The organism is Rhodococcus sp. T7 (assembly GCF_009872365.1).
GTDB lineage: Bacteria > Actinomycetota > Actinomycetes > Mycobacteriales > Mycobacteriaceae > Rhodococcus_F.
Genome location: NZ_WXYH01000389.1, coordinates 670,839 through 686,149 on the forward strand (window position 1 = coordinate 670,839; position 15,311 = coordinate 686,149).

The window sequence follows — 15,311 nt, forward strand, 5'->3', positions numbered from 1 at the left end:
TCGCTTCGGTGACCCGTCCCGTTCCTTTCCTGGGGCCGGGGACCGCGACCTTCGCTGTGAGGTTGCGAACCACCATCGCGTCGGTATGCGTCGATGAATCCTGGCTGGCAAGGGGAGATGCTCCGGCCGCAGAGACGGTATGCTGCGCATTCAACGTCTGTTGCGTTTGTTTCGAATATTGCGTATGTTGCATATATGGAGGTGTGGAATGTCTGTTAACGAGCAACCGAGCGTGATCGAGCAGGAGCAGGCGCGTCAGGCGTTGCAGGTGCTTCGTGAGGTAAATCCGTCCGGTCAGACCATCGACGTCACTGTTGAAGGGTCGTCGGAGTCGGTGCACCTGCCGCGCGCGGCGTTGAGTCTGATTCGTGAGGTTTTGGCGAATATGGCGGCTGGGCAGGGTGTCACAATAGTGCCGGCGCACGCGGAGTTGACCACACAGCAGGCGGCCGAGATGCTCAATGTTTCCCGTCCCCACGTTATTAAGCTGCTCGATGAGGGGCGTATTCGTTATCGGATGGTGGGGCGTCATCGCCGGATCCTGGCATCGTCGCTGCTTGAGTACGAGCGGTCGCAGCAGATGACTGCGCGCAACGCGGCGGATGAGTTGGCAGCTCTTACGGAAGATCTCGGGCTGTACTGACGTGACCTTCACCGTTCTGTATGACGCCAACGTGCTGTATCCGAATGTCCTGCGTGATGTACTGATCCGGCTCGCGCAGACAGGACTGGTGCACGCTCGGTGGACGGATCAGATTCTCGACGAAATGTTCGTGAATCTTGCCGAGGATCGACCAGACATCGATGCGAGCACGTTAACCAGGCTGAGGAAGTTGATGAATGAGGCGATCCCGGATTGCCTGGTCAGTGGATACGAATCGCTCATTCCGGCTCTTGCACTGCCAGACGCTGACGACCGGCACGTTCTCGCTGCCGCGATCCGTGCCGGCGCCCAGGTGATCGTCACCGCCAACCTGCGGCACTTCCCGCAGGAGGGACTCGCCGAGTTTGGAATTGAAGCGATGCACCCGGACGAGTTCGTTATGGACCTGTTCAATCTCGATGGGGTACGGGTGCACCAGGCGGTCAGCGCGACTGCCGCCGTGTGGCGCAATCCACCGGGCACACCGGCGGATGTGTGTGATCGGCTGGCCGCCGCCGGGTTGCCGATTGCGGCTGCGGCTTTGCGGCGATAGGGGTCCTGTTGTGCCCCGTCCTGCCTATCGGGTTGGGAAAGCACCCTGAAGCTCGACTAGCCCGCGACTTCGCGGACAGATCGGGGTCGGCTCGATGTCGGTGGTTTATGGCACGCTCTTGTTCAAACTCGCTGCGCGAGGGGAACCCTCAGCTCCCTTTGGAACGCGTTGCTCAACTGTAGGGAGGTATGGGGTTGGACGTTGCAGAATGCGTGACCCGCAATGAGCAGGTGCCGTTACCGCGATACGAAGGACTGTGGGACTCGATCGTGGTGGATCGGTCCGTGAAGGATCGGCTGCTGCGTGCCGCAGTGTTGAGTATGGAGTTGCGGGCAACGTTGCCATTCCACGTCACTGCTCTCCACGGGCTGGCGGTGCTCACAGGGCCACCCGGCACCGGAAAGTCGACACTCGCGCGCGGGCTGGCCCAACAAGTCGCTGCAGTGATGGGCCCGAAGCGCGCGCGCCTAATCGAGGTGAACCCACACGGGTTGATGAGCGCGGAGCACGGGCAGAGTCAGCAGCGGGTGACGAAGCTGTTGACGGAGATTGTTCCGGCGCTGGCCGATGATGGGCTTCCCACGATCGTGCTGCTTGACGAGGTCGAGTCGATGGCAGTGGCGCGAGGAGCGGCCTCGCTGTCTGCAAACCCCGCCGACGTGCACCGGGCGACCGATGCCGTCTTGACCGCTCTGGACGACAACGCCTCGCAGTTTCCACATCTGTTCACCGTCGCGACCACCAATTTCACGTCTGCGCTCGACGAGGCGTTTCTCTCACGGTCCGATATCACGGTGCCGATGCCGTTGCCGGACGAAGTAGCGATCAACGCGATCCTTACAGACGCACTGAGCGGGTTTGCGACCAGGTACCCGGCTCTAGCCGCCCTGGCGGGGGATCCGCAGATTCGGAGGGTCGCGACCTACTTGGTGGGCCGCGACGGCCGGGCTGTGCGCAAGCTCGTGACCGACGCGATGCTGCGCCGGCTCGACGTAACCCTTGATCCGAACGAACTGAGGATCGATGACCTTCTTGCAGCCGCGGAGGCTGCTGTGTTGCACGAGCTGGAGGCCGATAGTGCAGCGAAGTAGGACGATCGCCGGATCTCCGGTTCGAACGGCGGCCGAGGCATGGGGGGTCGTCGTTCAGCTGGTCGCGGACACGATCGAGAAAAGTAGCGAGGTTCCGGAGGGATCGGTTGCGGCGAGTCTTAACGAGATCCAGGGGATCGGAGCTGCTCTCGTCGCGGGCGGCCACCTGGACAGTTCGCCGCTGGTTCTCGTCGATGAAAGCCTGTATGTCTGCATCCGCATCGTGCGCGGCGACAACGCCTTCACACTTGACGAGACTCTCGATCCGATCCCCGGAGGTGCATCCGCCACCGCCAAGTGGTTGTTGTACATCCCTGCCCCTGCCCATCTCGCCGATCACCTCCGCTCCGCCGCCGCAAGCAGCGACCACGTCTCTACAGCAGCGGCGCCGGCCTACCAGGAGAAAGCGCAGGCGGCGTTGTCCGCGAGCATCGATCACGACGCGCTTCGCGGATTGGGAGGCAGCTGATGAGCACCTCAACCTCCACAACCACCTACACCCGCACCCATACGGCCACACATATGTCGGACGCGATCATGTCCTCGATCGCCGACATTCTCGCGAGCCTGGGGATCGATTCCCGTCGTCTCTACGACGAGTGGGATCAGGATGCGGCAGCCATCGCCGCCTGGATTACTGAAGGCTCTCTCGCCTCGGTGTCCGTGGAATGCCACCGCCCGTCCGGCGCGGTCGATCCCATCTTCAAGTTCCCCCTGTCCTACACGGCCGGTGGATTCGGCGACCGCAAGTTCACCGCCGACAACGCCTCCATCCTGAAATACGTCGCAAAGCTGAAGACGGCGCCCGCAGGCACCACATTCAAACTCTTCTGCGCGTTTAACGGGCCTCGAACCCCTCAGCCCGGGTGGAGCCCCGGAACCAGCGCATCCACGGCTGACCTCCGGTCACGATCGATCGGAACATTGGCTACTGCCCCGGACGCGACCGCCTCGGCGCGCGTCTACATGAGCTGACCGAAGGAACGGACATGGGACTGGTCGACACAGCGTTCGCCGGACTGAAAAGCAACCTCGAAATCACCACAGGCGAACAGCAACTCGCCCAAAGCCGTCACAAGCTTGTCCGCGACCACGTCCGCGGACAATGGGCATTGACCGATGACTTCCTCACAGGAAGCTACGACCGCCACACCAAGACCAAGAAGCTCAAGGATGTCGATATTTTCGTCGTCATCGACCCCGACGGCCCCCAAGCGCACCTCGCCGAAGGCACCGGCACGGCGGCGGTGACCGCCCTCGTCGATGTGCTGTCCACCCGCTGGTCGGACGTCACCGGCGATGACACCGTCGCACTGATCTCCTACGCCGGCGAGGACGTCACCTCGTACGAGGTCGCACCTGCATTCGTGACCGATACCGGCTTCCGTATCCCGAACGGCCTCGAGTGGATGGAAACCAACCCACACGAGCACGCTCGGATGGTGACCGAGAAGAATGCCGCGTGCCAAAGCAAATTTGTCCCGCTCGTGAAAATGCTGAAGGCGATCAACCGTGAAGCGGGGGAGCCCCTCAAACCATCGTTCCTGATCGAGGTCATGGCCCTCGACCTAGTCGAACCCGACCTGGGGCGGTATCAAGACGAGATCAGGTTCTTCCTCGCCTCCGCCGCCGACCAGATCGCCGATGACTGGCCTGATCCTGCAAAACTCGGGGGCGACGTCAACGCTTCCATGTCGCTATCGGAGCGTATCAACCTGCAGGTCACAATTCGTGCATGGCTCGCGACCGCCGAGGAAGCGATCCTTGTGGAGGGCGACGGCCAGGAACGAGCAGCAATTGAGCTGTGGCGCAGCCTGTTCGGGAATCGGATGCCGCGCCCATGACCCCTGACTCAGTGCAGAGTATCAACGATCGGCAAAACGATGCTGAGCACATCCGTCTCCTGCACGCTGCCGATGTGGAGCACGCACAGGCCCAACATGTCGAATCGGCGCGCTGGCTTGTAGCGTTCATCGTTAGTGTCGCGAGTCTTGCCGCGATCCTCATCCCGGACCTGAGACCGACCGCCGTGATCACGGGCGTCATTGCTACCTTCCTGACGGAGACCGTCTGGCCATTCGTGACGAAGAACTTCAACAACCGTGCAGTGCTCCTCCAAGAACAGTTTGACACTTCGCTATTCAAGCTCTCTTGGAACCCTGATCTAGGTCGCCGAGTTCCTATGGTGCACATAGTGGATTCGGCGAAGAAGTATGCCGGAGACGAAAAGCGAAACTGGTATCTCGATGTGCGGGGGATCCCCTCACCCATCGCCGAGACTCTCTGCCAACGAGAGAACCTGATCTGGGACGCTGACCAGCGTGAGGCGTGGGCTTGGCGGCTGGTGGTCGGCCTGGCCGCGTGGCTGGGCATTGGCCTGATCATCTCACTCGCTGCGCAATGGTTTGTGTGGCAGCTCTTAGTCTGGTACGTCGCACCCACACTGCCCGCAGCATCCCTGGCCCTGCGGAGCCTATTGCAACAACGATCCGTCGCCCGAACCAAGACTGACCTCCGTGAGCGCATCGATGAAACGCTGCAGAGCCTGACCCCCGAGACAGTCTCGCAGCACAAGCTTGACGAGTTGACAGAGGCGCTGCGGCTACGGCAGGACAAGATCTTCCGGTCCCGCCTCGACTCCGCCCGTGTTCCTGACCGCTTTTACAATCGCCTCCGGGACCGATTCGAGACCAACCATCAGATCGAGGCTGAGCACTTCAAGAGCATCTGGGTGGATGAACGAGATCGTCGTAAAGGGGATTGATTCGAAACCGCTCACATCCGGCCATCACAACGCGGCACGGTCCGGTCGGTCCGGAGCGCACAGTGTAAGGACTCGGCAACGGCAATTAATGACCTCGAATACTGTGTTGAACGACGACGTACTTCCAGATTCGGTCGGCAGATGCCGCGGCCGGCTGGCGTCGCGTCGACGGCTCTTCCTCGTTGGTGGGAAGGCGAAGCTGTGTCCGCCGCGCGGCGATCGCCATCGTGGAGAACGTGTCGAGGAGCTTCGGTCCGGCGCCGCACGCCCATGCCCTGACACGCCGAAATAGAACCTTGGCCAGATCGTGCCGGGGCCGCGGGGCCGCGGGGCCGCGGGGCCCAGCGGCCCCGGGTGGGCGGCGGACAGGGGTCGGCGGTGGCGATGGGAACCGTCGGTCGGGAGCCTATCTATATGGCTGCGGGTGAGGGTGGGAATTTCGGCTCGCTATTCTGCTGGTGAATCCCGACATGAAGCTGTTTTGCTCCGCGCTGCACAGGTGGAGCGTGCGTGCTGTGTTACTGCTGCGAGAGGTCGAAAATTGATGATCTATGGTGAGAGTCCATGCCCACGTGTCCTTCTGGCAGGTGAGGACCAGGACGGACAACTAGTGTCGGCCGTCAAGAAGTACGCAAACACCACGCACGAAGGTTTAAACCCAGAGCCACGGTGGGCGAGCTGGGACGCTCTCATAGTCCGCGGTTATACCAACCTTCCTGACGACAGCGGCCTTCGCGTCATCCAGATCGGTGACGTGGGTGTGGGTGCGTTCATCGAGCAGACGTCGGCGGAGGGTGGGCAGCCTGGGTGGTTGGGACGTGAGACCTACCATTTTGTGCGTCGGGAGCCGAAGCCTGGACATGAAATGCGCTTGCCTGGTGGACTGAGCGAACTTCGCTCCGACCTTGTCAAGCGCCACCTCGTGACCGTCCTCGATCCTGACGTCCAATCGCGAAGCGTGGTCGAGCGGCCTCCAGTTGCGACTGACGAGGAATGGGTGCCGTTGATGGCGCTCGCTGAAACTGCTCAGTTCTACTTACCGAAAGTGCTCACCCGTGTGGCTCCGCCGATGAGGGCGGGTCTCCCTCGATGCTGGTGGTCTCTGACCACGCACCAGCGACCCGAAGGAGACCCGCAATCTCATGCTGACATGGGAGGAAGACGTGGAAGTACACGCACTGCACAAACAGGGCTGGACGATCTCGGCGATCGCCCGCCACACCGGACGAAACCGCCGCACCATCCGCAACTACATCAACGGCGTCACCACACCCGGAGTCCGCAAACCCGCACGTGATGACCCATTCGAACCGTTCGTCGAGTACGTAACCTGCCGGCTCGCCGAGGATCCGCACCTGTGGGCCCGCACCCTGTGCGACGAACTCGAGGACCTCGGCTACCGGTTGTCGTATCCGACGCTGACCCGGCAGATCCGCGACCGCAAACTGCGCCCGGTATGCGAGGCCTGCGCTACCGCCACCGACCGGGCGAACGCGATAATCGACCATCCACCTGGTGAGGAAACTCAGTGGGATTGGGTTGATCTGCCGAATCCACCCGACTCCTGGGGGTGGGGCGGGGCGGCGCACCTGCTGGTCGGCTCGCTGGCGCATTCGGGGCGCTGGCGTGGGATCCTGGCGCCGGCGATGACCCAGCCGCATTTGGTCGACGGCCTCGATCGGGTCAGTCGCCGGCTCGGCGGTGTGACGAGGGTGTGGCGGTTCGACCGGATGGCCACCGTCTGCCATCCCGAGTCGGGCCGGGTGACCGCGAGCTTCGCTGGCGTCTTGAAGCACTACGGCGTGTCGGTGGCGATCTGCCCACCCAAAGCCGGGAACCGCAAAGGGGTGGTCGAGAAGGCCAATCATACTGCTGCCCAACGCTGGTGGCGCACCCTTCCCGACGACGTCACCGTCGAACAGGCCCAACAACGGGTGGACGAGTTCTGCCGGCTGCGGGGCGACACCCGGATGCGGGCCACCGCCGACGGCAAGGCCTCGGTAGCGACCGTGGCGGCCGCCGAACCGTTGACCGCACTCCCGACCATGCCGTACCCGGCGATCCTCACCGAACCCCGGACCGCCTCCCGGCAGGCGCTGGTGTCCTACCGCGGCAACCGGTACTCGGTTCCCCCGGAGCTGGCATCGGCGCAGGTCACCGTCACCCAAGTCCTCGGATCGGAGGTGATCGACATCGTCACCACCGCGCAGATCACCATCGCCCGCCACCACCTCGCCCCGGACGGCGCCGGGGTGATCGTCCGTGATCACGGTCATGTCTACGCGCTCGAGCAAGTGGCCATGGCCGCCGCCGGCAATGGTGGGCGCCCACACCGCCGGAAGGAACGGATCCCACCCGGCCCCGCCGCGATCGCCGCAGCGGACGCATTGCGCCGCACCACCACCGGAACCACCACCACGACATCGAGTGCGGTCGAATCGCCCTCGGCCACAACGACATCAATGGTCATCGACCTGTCCGCCTACGAGCGGGCCGCCCACGGAAGGAACACCCTCGCATGACCACCACGCCCACCGCCGATACGGTTCCGGCGCCGAACACCGCCGAGGCGGCCAGCCTCTACCAACGCCTGCGCGGGCACCTGGCTGTCCTCAAACTCCACGACGCCGCCGAAGCCCTGCCCGCGGTCCTCGACCGCGCCCAACAGAACAACCTGTCGATGACCGCCACCCTGGAGGAGTTGCTCTCGATCGAGGTCGAGGCCACCGAGGCCCGCCGACTGGCCGGAAGATTGCGGTTCGCGTGCCTGCCGACCCCGGCGTCGCTCGAGGACTTCGACTTCGACGCCGCCGCGGGCCTCGACCGGAAATTGATCGCCGAGCTCGGGACCTGCCGCTACCTCGAATCCGCGACGAACCTGCTGCTCATCGGCCCGCCGGGAGTAGGCAAGACACACCTGGCGGTCGGGCTGGCGCGGGCGGCGGTGCACGCCGGCTACCGCACCTACTTCACCACCGCCGCCGACCTCGCCGCCCGCTGCCACCGGGCCGCGATCGAGGGCCGGTGGGCGACGACGATGCGGTTCTTCGCTGGCCCCACCCTGCTGGTCGTCGATGAACTGGGCTATCTCCCGTTACCCGGTGAGGCCGCATCGGCGCTGTTTCAGGTTGTCACGCAACGATATCTGAAGACATCGATAATCATGACAACAAACCGCAGTGTCGGTGAATGGGGCCAGGTCCTCGGTGACACCACTGTCGCCGCGGCCATGCTCGACCGGCTACTGCACCGATCCGTGGTGCTCAATCTGGACGGGGACTCCTACCGCCTTCGTGATCATCACGCCCGCTCCGAAAACCTCCGCAAAGCCACCACCACACCCCGCCAACCGCTACAGTAATCACCGCTCACAGGTGGGCACTTTCACCGAGCAAGTCTGAGCACTTTCGCCGAGCGTCATCACCGTTGCTCGAGAACGCCGACGGCGACGCGATCGCAGTGATTTACCGACCACATCGAGGGGCATCCGAGGTCTGGTACCTGCCCGAGGAAGCGGCCGGCAACCTTGACCCGTTCTTGTTCGCGGCCTTCCGCGAATGGAACGAACAGGATCCGAAACGCTTTCCAGCCGCGCCTGGATGGCAGTCCGATGTGCGCTGGATGAGCGCGATCCAAGAGAAGCGGTACCGGGAGATCAGCGACAAGATCGGCGAAGCGGCGACAGAGATCGAACGTCTGCAGCGGGTAGTCGCGGATGCCGAGAATGCGCTCGACGCACTGAGCCGCGATGCGCAACTTTCCCAACAGCGACTGTTGACCGGCACTGACGACTCCCTTGTAGCCGCAGTGAAAGAAGCACTGGAGGGCCTCGGTTTCGCGGTTGTGGACCTCGATATTCGACTCGACAGGAATCAGGCGAAGGGGGCCGATCTGTCAGTATCCGACGGTGACTGGATGGCCGTCGTCGAGGTGAAAGGCTACGGCAAGGGCGCGAAGTCAAACGATCTGATCAAGGTCGGTCGACACCGACGCGTATATGAGAGGGCGGATGGGGAGGTTCAGCGCATGTGGTACGTCGCGAACTCGTTCCGGTTCGATAGCCCTGACAGCAGGGCGCAGATCCTAGACGGCGCTGACGAGCATGTTCAAGACTTCGCTGAAGATGACGGCTTGGTGATCGACACCCGAGACATCTTCCTTTTGCTGAAGTCGGTCGAATCAGGCGACCGACAGAAGGCTGAAGTCCGGGAAACCCTCAAGGACGCTACCGGCAGATTCACTCTTTAGCTCCTTGTGGCGCGGGCGCATCGGCCGGGCCGCTTGAACCCGGCATCAGCACCCACCCGGTGGCCATCCGCTGTGATCGCGCACAAGAGCATGCCGCCGCGACGAGGAAGCTGCACCGGGTGGTCGAGGATGTCGAGTTGGGATGCTCAAACAGCGAAGAGCCGTGCGTCGTTGACACCGCGATCCATCCAGATCTGTCCGAGTGGGCTGTAGGTATGAGACGCGGCGGATGTACCGGATAGCGCCAGCGCCGGAGAGTGTATGAGCACCGGCTGGCACAGATCCACCTGTTGGGGGCAGATGGACGCTACCCCGGGGATGCGCACAAGGCCGCGGCTATCAGTTCAACACGTGGATCGCCCGACAACAGACTGGAAGGGGAGACCAGGCTAACAGTCAGTAATCCGGACTGTCGGGTGTCACGGCTACTATTACGACATGGAAAATAGGCGTGAGCGCCGCGCTCGCAAGTCCGCTGGAAGTAACAGTGTCGGCAAGTACTATCCGCCGAGTCGTGATCTCGAGTACGACGAGTATGTCGGGGAACTGGGTCCGGCGCGCAACGGTATCCACACCGAAATGCACGTGAGGTACGGAGTGCTAAACGACCAGTATTTGGACTGGTCAGTAACCCTTTATGCTCGGCGCGGCGACCTCGACGAGATCTTGCGTACCCAGAAGCAACTCGAGCGTCGCAAGATCGAGTCGGTGGCGATCACCTCCACAGCGATTCAAAGGCAGACGTTTGACGTCGACAACCCCGACGCGCCCCCCACTACTGTGAATCTAGTGGCGCTCCGTGCAGGCTCGGAACACACCGTTGACACGCAATTCGATGAAACCCTCAAGGCGCTCAGTCACAAGTGGGCAAACAAATGCAACGTCCTCGGCCCCGGCGTAGCGCATCCGCGGACCGTCGCTACGTTCGCTTTCGCGCAAAACAATCGTGATCCGGAGTTTCGGAACGGCATCTACTCCTGGGTACGGAACACCATCATCGCGCACGACTCGGACACCGCCGAGGAGGTGCTCGTCGAGAGAGGCGGATACTACTTCCCCCGCCAACCCATCAGCGCTGCAGTTCGGGTCGGCGAACGCATGAAGTTCTTGAAGGCTAAGCGACCTGTGAGAAAGATAGCGTCAGAAGACCATCCAATCATTGCGACAACCGGCACCACGATGGGAATGATCGTCGAGGCAGTGAACAGCGGTGACTGGACGGACGAGATCGGCCAATTTCTCGACGACTGATCCCTCATGGCTCAAGGTGAGGTGACCGGGATGGCCGCCCCCCGCGGAAAGTGTCTCCGCTTGACGGGGCGGGAGGTCGACGTCCGGCAATTCGGGATCAGGGGCCGAGCCCCTCGCGTCTCGCGAGGGGGCGCTTGACCGCTTATGCCATCCGGGCGCACCCGCTTCGCGGCAAGACCACCCCATCTTCTCTGACAGGCAGAACGCACCGGCGTCCGGATATGGAGCAAACGTGTTAGAAGCAATACTGGCAATGCAGTCGGTACAGCGGACAGTAGTCGCGTCGACGGTGCTGGGAATCTCGGTCGACCTCGTTTCACGGAAGCAGCAATATACGACGACCAGCGCAGTTGGTGCTCTCCGGATCCTGGCGGAAATCCAAGCGACGGTCGACGGCACACCGATCGAGCGTGGCAAGCAGGCCGCGGAGCTCGGTTGGCTCGATAGCATCGATGGTGAGGTGGCATCCCGTACCGCTGATATCGTCCGGAGCACCGGCGGACTGGTGTTCGCGCCGCGGGCCATCTCCGGATCGTCGACGTCCCCAAAGCCACGACGAATAGTGGGCAGATGCTCGTGTACACCAAGGAGTCGTGAAAGGTAAGGCGGGTCGTGTGACCATGCCCGGACTACAACAGTCAATTGATCGATGCCCAACGCGAGTGTGTGAACCTCCCAAGGCCGCGAACCTGGAGTGCGGGCAGTGAGCCTCTGCGCCAGCGATGACAGGAAACGTAGCTCCCAGTCTCTCTGATCCGCGTCCCCATAGCGGTGCGCCGATCTATCGAATGCGGCGTCGTCGTATCCGACTGCCGACGATACGTCGCCACCTGCCTGATCCATAAACCCAAGTTTGCACCGCAACCGTCACTGCTGTCGGTTCTCCCCATCCTCGACCTGATAGGCGACCCCGACCTGCATGCGAATGTTCCAGACGGCCCGGTACGGGCTCTAGTTCCGTTGGCGGATCCACTTCCGGAACACATCGGTGAGACGGTTCCCTGTCGACCGTCACGTAATTCCCCAGGGGTTTCCGTCACGTAATTCCCCATGCTCGGGCGTGCTGAGTCGAGGGTAACCCGCGCGGTGGGGGCGCGGGTCAGGTTGCGCTGGCGGTGCGGTGCCCGGGTCGTTTGCGGGGTCGGTAGGACGGTCCGTCCATCAGGGTTTGATGGCTGGTGTTGATGAGGCGGTCGAGGAGCGATTCCGCAACGACCGGGTTCGGGAACAGCGGATACCAGTCCTTCGGGGCGCGGTTGCTCGTCAGAATCAGAGGTTTGCCGGCGATCGCCCGATCGGAAACCAGGTCGTAGAGGTCATCGGACTGGGTGGTGGTGTGCTCACGCATCGCGAAATCATCGATGATCAACACCAGCGGTCGGGTGTATTCCCGCATCCGCTGACCGATCGTGCGGTCGGCGTGGCCGCCGGCGAGGTCGGCGAGCATTCGGGAGCACTTGACGAACCGCACGTCCCCACCTCGGCGGGCCACATGATGCCCAAGTGCCTGTGCCACATGTGTTTTGCCGACACCTACGGGACCGTAGAGGATCACCGACTCGCCGGCGTCGAGCCAGCGCAGCGCGGCCAGGTCCCGCAGCATCGCCGCCGGCAGCTTCGGGTTCGCGGTGAAGTCGAAGTCCTCGAAGGTGGCCTGCTGTTCGAACTTCGCCCGCCGCAACCGGCGGGCCAGCGCCGCCGTTTCCCGGCGGGCGATCTCGTCCTCACACAGCACCTGCAGGAACTCGAGGTGTCCGAGCTGCCCGTCCCGGGTCTGGGCGAGCCGGGCGTCGAGGGTGTCGAGCATCCCGGTCAACTTCAACGTCTTCAGCGCAGCGCGCAGGCTGGGGTCGTGAATGGTCATGTCCTATTCCTCACGGCGTCTGGAAGTGATTGGAGTGCAATAGATATCGATGTGCGGGCGTACGTCTCAGGCGGTGCGTTCGGCGCCGAAGGCGTCGGGTCCGCGCAGGAACGCCGGCGCCTGCGCGACGGCCGGGGCGGGCCCTCCGTCATGTTCGGTGCCGGCGGCGAGGATGCCCTTGACGGTGCGGTAGCTGGGGTCACCGACCTCGAGGGCCCGGGCGCACGCCGCGTCCAGGCGGGCATCGTCGTAACGGTCCCGCAGCCGAACGATCCCCTGGATTGCTCGCAACCGGTGCAACGCGTTGACCTGCGACAACTCGGCGACGACCGCGACGGCGCCGGGACCGACCTGGTCGGCCTGCGCCCGGCACCAGGCCACCGTCTGCAGTGTGTAGGCGATCTTGTGCGGTGGGTAGTGCTCGACGTTCGTCGACCGCCCCGACAGGTGCAGCACATGGGTGGCGACCACCTGCTCGGAGTGAAAGATCTGCACCATGTCGTCGCTGGTGCGGGCCAGCACCTGCTGGCCGATCAGCCGCCAGGGCACCGAATACAGGGCCTTGCCGGCCTTGACGTGGCAGTCCGGGGCAACCTTGCCGACCTGGTATAGGACCGGTTCGAAAGGTCTGGGTGGAAGTGGTGTGAGACTGTGTTTTTCGATGGCATCGAAGACTGCAGTCGGCTGCGCTCCGTCGAGGCCGCGGTGGTTGTGTCGGCCGTACACATCGGTGCACCAGGCCAGGGCGGCGTCCTGCATCTGTGCCAGGGAGGTGAACTCTCGGCCCTTGAAGTACGAGTCGCGGATATAGGGCATCGGGCGTTCGATGCGGGGCTTGTCCTTGCGTTTACCGGCCCGGGCGGGGTCGATCAGGACCCCGTAGTAGGCGGCGAGTTCGGCGTAGGCGCGGTTGATCTTCGGGTCGTACAAATCCGGCCGTTCGACCCCGGTTTTGAGGTTGTCGCACACGATCCGGGCCGGGGTGCCGCCGAAGAACTCGAACGCCGCCACGTGCGAGGCACACCACGAGGACTGGTCCATCCGCAGCACCGGCTGGACGAACAGCATCCGTGAGCAGCTCAGGATGATCGCGAACGCCCACACCGCCACCCGACGGTCGGTGGCCGGGTCCCGCCACATCCCGAGCTTGCCGTAGTCCACCTGGGCCTCGTCGCCGGGCGGGACCGCACCCCGGGGCACCGTCACCTTCGACTCCGCGACCTGATCGGCGAATTGCGCTGCCACATAACGTCGCACCGTCGACTCGGACACCCTGACGCCGAGATCGTCACGCAGGCGTTGTGCGATCGTCGCGACCGTGACCGACGCCTTCAACTGTGCGTCGATCCAGTCGTGGTGCGCGGCAATCGCCGGCCACGTCACCGCCCGGGCCGCCGGGTCGCCGACCTCCGGGAACCACCCGGCGATCAACTCCCGCCACAGCGCCTCGTCGAACTTCCCGCCCTCGCCCGGCGCCAACCCGGCCGTCAACGCGGGAGCCAAGTACTTCCGGATCGTCTTACGATCGATCCCCAGGGCCGTCGAGATCTGCACCTGGGACCGGCCGGCATGCCAATGCCGAAACAACTCCATCAGATCGGTCATCGTCCACGTTCTCCTTGCCACCTCGGGCCCCTTCCCGGGCCCGTTGTCGGTGGCCCAGTCAGGAGCGAACCTCCAGCAGCGCCGGAACCCCGGCCGACACGCCCCAGGGTGGGGAATTACGTGACGGCCGGGTGGGGAATTACGTGACGGACAAACCTCTCAACCTGAGGAATTACATGACCGCTGACATGTAGCCGGGGTCGGACTGTGTGTCATGTTCATCGCCACATCGTCCGCGATCCTGAACTCGAAAGTGATCGTGGCCTTCGCCGCGTCGATGTTCGCAGTGACGCTGGCGAATCAGTCCATCCAAGCGGCAACCCAAACTCGAGCCCTGAACACGAACCCGACAAAACAGGCCCAAGCGAACACCGTCTACATGATGTTCGTCTTCCTCGGCGGTGCCGTCGGTGCCGTGCTCGGTCCCGCAGCCTTCGAAATCGGAGGCATGGCCCTCGTCGCCGCGCAAGCCTCAGCGCTCGTCGTGGCAGGGCTCATCGCCTGGGCTGCCGCCACACGCCGGAACCGGCAATCCCGACAACAGGACAAGGCCGATCACGTTGCAGTCGAAGCCGAGGACCGTCGCACGAGGCAAACAACCTGATGCCGATGAATTCGCACGGGTCGCACTATTCCTCGCCAGCGACGACTCGTCGTTCGTCACCGGCGTCGACGTGCCCGTCGACGGAGGCCTCGAATCCGTCAGCGCCTACCGGCGGGTGCGGCAAGTCGCCAGGGAAAAAGCATAGCCCGCGGCCGACCGAAGAGTGCCACAGCGACTGGCATTTTGCCGCAGCGCATTCGGTTCTTTGCCATAAGGAAGTCGGGCCCTGAACAGCACTTTCGGTGCCGCGGACCCGCCCGCGGTCACCCAGGCGGAAGCTCAATTCCCACATCCCCTGTCATCGCTGATCATCGATAGCGCGTCGAATCATCGGGTCTCGCCTCGGGCCGCCGGGTCAGTCATACTCCAACTCGTGCAACCTTCGCCCATTGGTGAGGCCGGATCGCCCCAGGACACCGCCGCGGGGCGGGCCATTCTTACCGTCGGAGCACCTGAGCGCGACGAGCTGCGGAGACTGTTGTCCATGATCGGCGATCTGGGGCTGGTTCGCCATTGTCTGCTGGCATTGGATGCTCATACACCGGGTGGGCCGCAACTTCTGGGCGCTGTCGAGGGAATTCCGCTCTCGGCTGCCTCAGTGCTCGCGGCTCTACCCCCCGGGACTGGACCGCACCGGATATCCTCCGGCTGGATCGCTCCCGTCATCGTGCACGGGGAAAGGATGGGC

General features: G+C 63.5%; 15 protein-coding genes. 13 read left to right on the plus strand and 2 right to left on the minus strand.

The features are described 5' to 3' along the window. Positions 1-208: 208 nt before the first annotated feature. The 11 genes from MLGJGCBP_RS47165 to MLGJGCBP_RS47215 all read left to right on the plus strand — a co-directional run bounded on the left by MLGJGCBP_RS47165 (position 209) and on the right by MLGJGCBP_RS47215 (position 10,550). Entirely contained in the window at positions 209-643 is a 435-nt protein-coding gene (locus tag MLGJGCBP_RS47165) for a helix-turn-helix domain-containing protein (RefSeq protein WP_160094559.1), read from the plus strand. Between the two features lies 1 nt (position 644). Next, a complete protein-coding gene (locus MLGJGCBP_RS47170) occupies positions 645-1,196 on the plus strand; it encodes a PIN domain-containing protein (RefSeq protein ID WP_160094558.1) in 552 nt (183 codons plus the stop codon). 212 nt (positions 1,197-1,408) lie between these two features. Next, positions 1,409-2,287 (plus strand): AAA family ATPase, encoded by an 879-nt coding sequence (locus MLGJGCBP_RS47175; protein ID WP_236580955.1) that lies wholly within the window; start codon positions 1,409-1,411, stop codon positions 2,285-2,287. Further along, entirely contained in the window at positions 2,274-2,756 is a 483-nt protein-coding gene (locus tag MLGJGCBP_RS47180) for a hypothetical protein (protein WP_160094556.1), read from the plus strand. The genes MLGJGCBP_RS47175 and MLGJGCBP_RS47180 overlap by 14 nt, the downstream gene beginning before the upstream one ends. Next, entirely contained in the window at positions 2,756-3,262 is a 507-nt protein-coding gene (locus MLGJGCBP_RS47185) for a hypothetical protein (protein ID WP_160094555.1), read from the plus strand. Before MLGJGCBP_RS47180 ends, MLGJGCBP_RS47185 begins: the two co-directional genes overlap by 1 nt. A 14-nt stretch (positions 3,263-3,276) precedes the next feature. Beyond that, positions 3,277-4,131 (plus strand): CBASS oligonucleotide cyclase, encoded by an 855-nt coding sequence (locus MLGJGCBP_RS47190; protein ID WP_160094554.1) that lies wholly within the window; start codon positions 3,277-3,279, stop codon positions 4,129-4,131. After that, complete coding sequence (locus MLGJGCBP_RS47195; RefSeq protein ID WP_160094553.1) at positions 4,128-5,051, plus strand: S-4TM family putative pore-forming effector; 924 nt, start codon at positions 4,128-4,130, stop codon at positions 5,049-5,051. Before MLGJGCBP_RS47190 ends, MLGJGCBP_RS47195 begins: the two co-directional genes overlap by 4 nt. A gap of 1,142 nt (positions 5,052-6,193) precedes the next feature. Next, entirely contained in the window at positions 6,194-7,573 is a 1,380-nt protein-coding gene (locus MLGJGCBP_RS47200) for a Mu transposase domain-containing protein (RefSeq protein ID WP_160097501.1), read from the plus strand. Further along, positions 7,570-8,412 carry an IS21-like element helper ATPase IstB gene (istB, locus tag MLGJGCBP_RS47205; protein ID WP_160097502.1) on the plus strand — a complete coding sequence of 281 codons (843 nt, stop codon included), beginning with the start codon at positions 7,570-7,572 and terminating at the stop codon, positions 8,410-8,412. The genes MLGJGCBP_RS47200 and istB (MLGJGCBP_RS47205) overlap by 4 nt, the downstream gene beginning before the upstream one ends. Positions 8,413-8,477: 65 nt before the next feature. Continuing rightward, positions 8,478-9,299, plus strand: a complete 822-nt coding sequence (locus tag MLGJGCBP_RS47210; RefSeq protein ID WP_160101376.1) for a hypothetical protein — start codon at positions 8,478-8,480, stop codon at positions 9,297-9,299. Between the two features lie 438 nt (positions 9,300-9,737). Further along, positions 9,738-10,550, plus strand: coding sequence for a hypothetical protein (locus MLGJGCBP_RS47215; protein WP_160101378.1), 813 nt, complete (start codon positions 9,738-9,740; stop codon positions 10,548-10,550). Positions 10,551-11,649: 1,099 nt separating this feature from the next. On the opposite strand, the gene istB (MLGJGCBP_RS51095) is transcribed toward MLGJGCBP_RS47215, so the two are convergent. Then, positions 11,650-12,414 (minus strand): IS21-like element helper ATPase IstB, encoded by a 765-nt coding sequence (gene istB, locus MLGJGCBP_RS51095; protein WP_201453287.1) that lies wholly within the window; start codon positions 12,412-12,414, stop codon positions 11,650-11,652. Positions 12,415-12,480: 66 nt separating this feature from the next. Beyond that, complete coding sequence (gene istA / locus MLGJGCBP_RS51100; protein ID WP_201453288.1) at positions 12,481-14,019, minus strand: IS21 family transposase; 1,539 nt, start codon at positions 14,017-14,019, stop codon at positions 12,481-12,483. 259 nt (positions 14,020-14,278) lie between these two features. On the opposite strand from istA, the gene MLGJGCBP_RS52795 reads away from it, so the two are divergent. After that, positions 14,279-14,623 carry a hypothetical protein gene (locus tag MLGJGCBP_RS52795; protein WP_160101380.1) on the plus strand — a complete coding sequence of 115 codons (345 nt, stop codon included), beginning with the start codon at positions 14,279-14,281 and terminating at the stop codon, positions 14,621-14,623. Continuing rightward, on the plus strand, positions 14,580-14,768 hold the full coding sequence (locus tag MLGJGCBP_RS52800) for an SDR family oxidoreductase (protein WP_236581533.1): 189 nt from the start codon (positions 14,580-14,582) through the stop codon (positions 14,766-14,768). The genes MLGJGCBP_RS52795 and MLGJGCBP_RS52800 overlap by 44 nt, the downstream gene beginning before the upstream one ends. The last annotated feature ends 543 nt before the right edge of the window (positions 14,769-15,311 follow it).

Excerpts from the sequence above, each read along its gene's own strand:
- istA (WP_201453288.1), bottom strand. The coding sequence starts at position 14,019 with ATGACCGATCTGATGGAGTTGTTTCGGCATTGGCATGCCGGCCGGTCC.
- istB (WP_160097502.1), top strand. The coding sequence starts at position 7,570 with ATGACCACCACGCCCACCGCCGATACGGTTCCGGCGCCGAACACCGCC.
- MLGJGCBP_RS47200 (WP_160097501.1), top strand. The coding sequence starts at position 6,194 with ATGCTGACATGGGAGGAAGACGTGGAAGTACACGCACTGCACAAACAG.
- MLGJGCBP_RS47190 (WP_160094554.1), top strand. The coding sequence starts at position 3,277 with ATGGGACTGGTCGACACAGCGTTCGCCGGACTGAAAAGCAACCTCGAA.
- MLGJGCBP_RS47185 (WP_160094555.1), top strand. The coding sequence starts at position 2,756 with ATGAGCACCTCAACCTCCACAACCACCTACACCCGCACCCATACGGCC.
- istB (WP_201453287.1), bottom strand. The coding sequence starts at position 12,414 with ATGACCATTCACGACCCCAGCCTGCGCGCTGCGCTGAAGACGTTGAAG.
- MLGJGCBP_RS47195 (WP_160094553.1), top strand. The coding sequence starts at position 4,128 with ATGACCCCTGACTCAGTGCAGAGTATCAACGATCGGCAAAACGATGCT.
- MLGJGCBP_RS47215 (WP_160101378.1), top strand. The coding sequence starts at position 9,738 with ATGGAAAATAGGCGTGAGCGCCGCGCTCGCAAGTCCGCTGGAAGTAAC.
- MLGJGCBP_RS47165 (WP_160094559.1), top strand. The coding sequence starts at position 209 with ATGTCTGTTAACGAGCAACCGAGCGTGATCGAGCAGGAGCAGGCGCGT.